Below are 3,749 nucleotides of genomic sequence, written 5' to 3'. Positions count from 1 at the left end.
GGGGGCCGCCGGCTGGGCCGCGCCCAGTCGGTGGTCAGCCAGACCCTGGCCAATCTGGAGGGCCAGATCGGGGTGCGCCTGTTCGATCGCGCCGCGCGTCTGCCGGTGCTGACCGACGAAGGCCGGGCGCTGCTGCTCGAAGCGCGCCTGGTGGCCGGCCGCATGGACGCCTTCAAGGCCCGCGCCGCCAGCCTGGCCGGCGGACTGGAGCCGGAGGTGTCGGTCGTGGTCGACGTGCTGTTCCCCATTCAGGTGCTGACCCACGCGATCGGCGACTTCCAGGCCCTGTTCCCCGACACCGCCCTGCGCATCAACGTCGAGGCGCTGGGCGCGGTGCTGCAGCCGGTGCTCGATGGCCGCGCCGCCTTCGCGGTGATGGGCTCGCTGCCCGACGCGCCGCCGGAACTGGTGCGCGAGCGGCTGCTGTCGATGCGCATGCTGTTCGTGGCCTCGTCCGGCCATCCGCTGGCCGACCACGCCGGGCCCGTGTCGACCGAGGAACTGTCGCGCCACGTCCAGCTGGTGCTGACCGACCGCTCGACCCTGACCCAGGGCCGTGAGTTCGGGGTGGTCTCGCCCCGGACCTGGCGCCTGGCCGACCTTGGCGCCAAGCACGCCTTCCTGCGGGCCGGCCTGGGCTGGGGCGGCATGCCCTGGCATCAGGTCCAGCCGGAGCTCGAGGCCGGGACCCTGGTCGAGATCCAGCTGGAGGAGGCGCCCCCCGGCGGCTTCATGATGCCGATGTACGCCACCCACCGCGCCGACACCCCGCCAGGACCAGCGGGGCGCTGGCTGATCGAACGGCTGAAGGACACGGCCAGCCAGTGCCCGGATCAGGGGTGAGGCGGCGTGTTGAAGCCGGACGAAAGCGTCGCCGGGTGATCATCCATCGCCGGCCGTCCGACGACGACTGGCGACCAGTTGCGACTATTGAAGCTTCCACACGTCGATTTGGCCTGCCCCATAATGAAAGTCCGTAAAAATCGCGGTCGCCCCCTGCCCTTCAGGAGATTGTGCGGAGAACCCCGCCCACAGACCGCCACGCGCTTCAAGATTAAGCTTACGAACAATCGTCCACTTCTTACCGTCAACAGACGAATAGAAGAAAATTACACCCCCACTCTTCGCCAATTTAAGATAAACTGAATCACCTTTCACCGAAAAGGATGTCACATCATCGGACAATACCCTTGTAACCACAGAGATTACGGACAATTGCCCATCATCTTGGGCCTCAAGACAGAACTTGGCCCAGGCTGCGGAGGTGCCGTAAAGGACAATACAGCCGGCATCGTATTTTGATTGCGCATTGACAGCGACTTTTGCACTAAAGCTGAAATCATCGGCCGGCTTGAAGAGCAATCGCGGTGACTTATCCGGATCATACCCGCCGCCTGGCCAGGAGAACCAATCCGTCTTTTGCCCGGCCTTTAGAGTTAATGCCCGCCCGTCGTCACCGACCTTCCACTCAACCGCACTATTCTGCCACTTAAGAGGCTCGGGCAGACCCGCCAGCTTCGGTGCAGCCTCCTGCGCGCACGCGGATCCCACACCGGAAATAGCGAGCGTCGAGAGCAAGGCGATAAAAGGAAAGTTCTGGCGCATCGGCGCTTCCTTTTCTGGAGGATAGTTGATCGACTAAGGCGAGGGATCGTGGGCACGGTCAGTCGATTGGCGACGTCCACGGACCGTCAGGCGGGCGCGTCTCAAAAACACCCCTGAAGGCAGAAACGCCCGTCCCCTACGCCGCCGCGTCCCGCGCCCGCGCCGCCGGGTCGTAGTTGAGGATCGGCGACAGCCACTTCTCGGCGAAGGCCACCTCCCAGCCCTTGCGGCGGGCGTAGTCCTCGACCTGGTCGGCGTCGATCTTGCCGACCCCGAAATAGTGGCTCTTGGGATGGCTGAAATAGAAGCCGGAGACCGCCGCGCCGGGGCTCATGGCGTAGCTTTCGGTGAGGATCATGCCGGTGGCCGCCTCGGCGTCGAGCAGCTTGAACAGCGTGCCCTTCTCGGTGTGGTCGGGCTGGGCCGGATAGCCGGGGGCCGGGCGGATGCCCTGGTATTTCTCGGCGATCATCACGTCGGTGTCGGCCGACTCGTCGGGCGCGTAGCCCCACAGCTCGACGCGGGCCTTGTAGTGCAGCCACTCGGCGAACGCCTCGGCCAGGCGGTCGGCCAGGGCCGAGGCCATGATCGCGCTGTAGTCGTCACCGGCGTCCTTGAAGCGCTTGACGATCTCGTCCTCGCCATGGCCGGCGGTGACGGCGAAGCCGCCGACATAGTCGGCCCCATGGCCGATCGGCGCGACGAAGTCGGCCAAGGCGGCGTTCATCTTGCCCGCCCCCTTGTCCATCTGCTGGCGCAGGGTGAACAGGCGCGACAGCTCGGTGGCGCGGGTTTCGTCCGTATAGAGAACGATGTCGTCGCCGTCGGCCTGGGCCGGCCAGAAGCCGATCACGCCCCGGGCTCCGAACCACTTCTCGGCCACCACCTTGTCGAGCATCTCGCGGGCTTCGCGATAGAGGTCGGTGGCGGCCTCGCCGACCACGTCGTCCTCCAGGATCTGCGGGAAGCGGCCGATCAGCTCCCAGCTGGCGAAGAACGGCGACCAGTCGATGAACGGGACCAGCTCGGCCAGCGACGGCTCGAAGCTGCGCACGCCGATGAAGCTGGGCTTGGGCGGCTGGTAGCCGGCCCACTCGATCTCGAACTTCTTCTTGCGGGCGTCGACGATGCTGGTGCGCGCCTTGTTGGACTGGCCCCGGGCATATTGCTCGCGGATGCGGACATATTCCGTACGCGTCTCGGCCTGCAGGCGGTCGCGCTCGCCGGGCGACAGCAGGCCCGAGACCACGCCGACCGCACGGCTGGCGTCGAGCACATAGGTGGTCGAGCCCTTGTGATAGGCCGGTTCGATCTTGACCGCCGTGTGGGTGCGGCTGGTGGTGGCCCCGCCGATCAGCAGCGGCATGGTGAAGCCCTGGCGCTCCATCTCCGAGGCCACGAACACCATCTCGTCCAGCGACGGGGTGATCAGGCCCGACAGGCCGATCATGTCGACGTTGTGCTTGCGCGCCTCGTCCAGAATGCGGTCGGCCGGGACCATCACGCCCAGGTCGATGACCTCGTAGTTGTTACACTGCAGCACCACGCCGACGATGTTCTTGCCGATGTCGTGGACGTCGCCCTTGACGGTGGCCATCAGGATGCGGCCGGCCTGCTCGCGCGGCTTGCCGGCCTTCTCGGCCTCCATGAACGGCTCCAGCCAGGCCACGGCCTGCTTCATGACGCGGGCCGACTTGACCACCTGCGGCAGGAACATCTTGCCCGAGCCGAACAGGTCGCCGACCACGTTCATGCCGTCCATCAGGTGGCCTTCGATGACGTGCAGCGGCCGCTCGACCGACAGGCGGGCCTCTTCCGTATCGGCGTCGATATATTCGGTGATGCCGTTGACCAGGGCGTGGGTGATGCGCTCGTTGACCGTGCCCTTGCGCCATTCGAGGTTGGCGGTCTGGACCTGGCTCTTGTCGCCCTTGTAGCGCGGGGCCATGTCGACCAGGCGCTCGGTGTTGGAGACGTTGGTGCGCTGCGGGCGGTTGAGGATCACGTCCTCGACGGCCTCGCGCAGCTCGGGGTCCAGGGTGTCATAGACCGGCAGGTCGCCGGCGTTGACGATGCCCATGTCCATGCCCGCCGCGATGGCGTGGTAGAGGAACACCGAGTGGATGGCCCGCCGCACCGGCTCC

3 protein-coding genes are annotated in these 3,749 nt (G+C 66.2%); 1 reads left to right on the top strand and 2 read right to left on the bottom strand.

The window, feature by feature from the left end:
• A partial coding sequence (locus PMI01_RS02510) for a LysR family transcriptional regulator (RefSeq protein ID WP_007662557.1) occupies nt 1-843 on the top strand: 843 nt, incomplete at its 5' end.
• An 84-nt stretch (nt 844-927) separates the two neighbouring features.
• Here PMI01_RS02510 and PMI01_RS26330 read toward each other — a convergent pair.
• Together PMI01_RS26330 and PMI01_RS02505 are read right to left on the bottom strand one after the other, a co-directional pair.
• Nucleotides 928-1,605: a DUF1349 domain-containing protein gene (locus PMI01_RS26330; protein ID WP_007662555.1), complete on the bottom strand. Its 678-nt coding sequence runs from the start codon at nt 1,603-1,605 to the stop codon at nt 928-930.
• A gap of 136 nt (nt 1,606-1,741) precedes the next feature.
• On the bottom strand, nt 1,742-3,749 hold a 2,008-nt coding region (locus tag PMI01_RS02505; protein WP_007662553.1), incomplete at its 5' end, for a vitamin B12 dependent-methionine synthase activation domain-containing protein.

The sequence above is a fragment of the Caulobacter sp. AP07 genome (genome assembly GCF_000281955.1).
Taxonomy (GTDB): Bacteria; Pseudomonadota; Alphaproteobacteria; order Caulobacterales; family Caulobacteraceae; genus Caulobacter.
This window is presented reverse-complemented; position numbering and strand designations above follow the sequence as displayed.

Excerpts from the sequence above, each read along its gene's own strand:
- PMI01_RS26330 (WP_007662555.1), bottom strand. The coding sequence starts at position 1,605 with ATGCGCCAGAACTTTCCTTTTATCGCCTTGCTCTCGACGCTCGCTATT.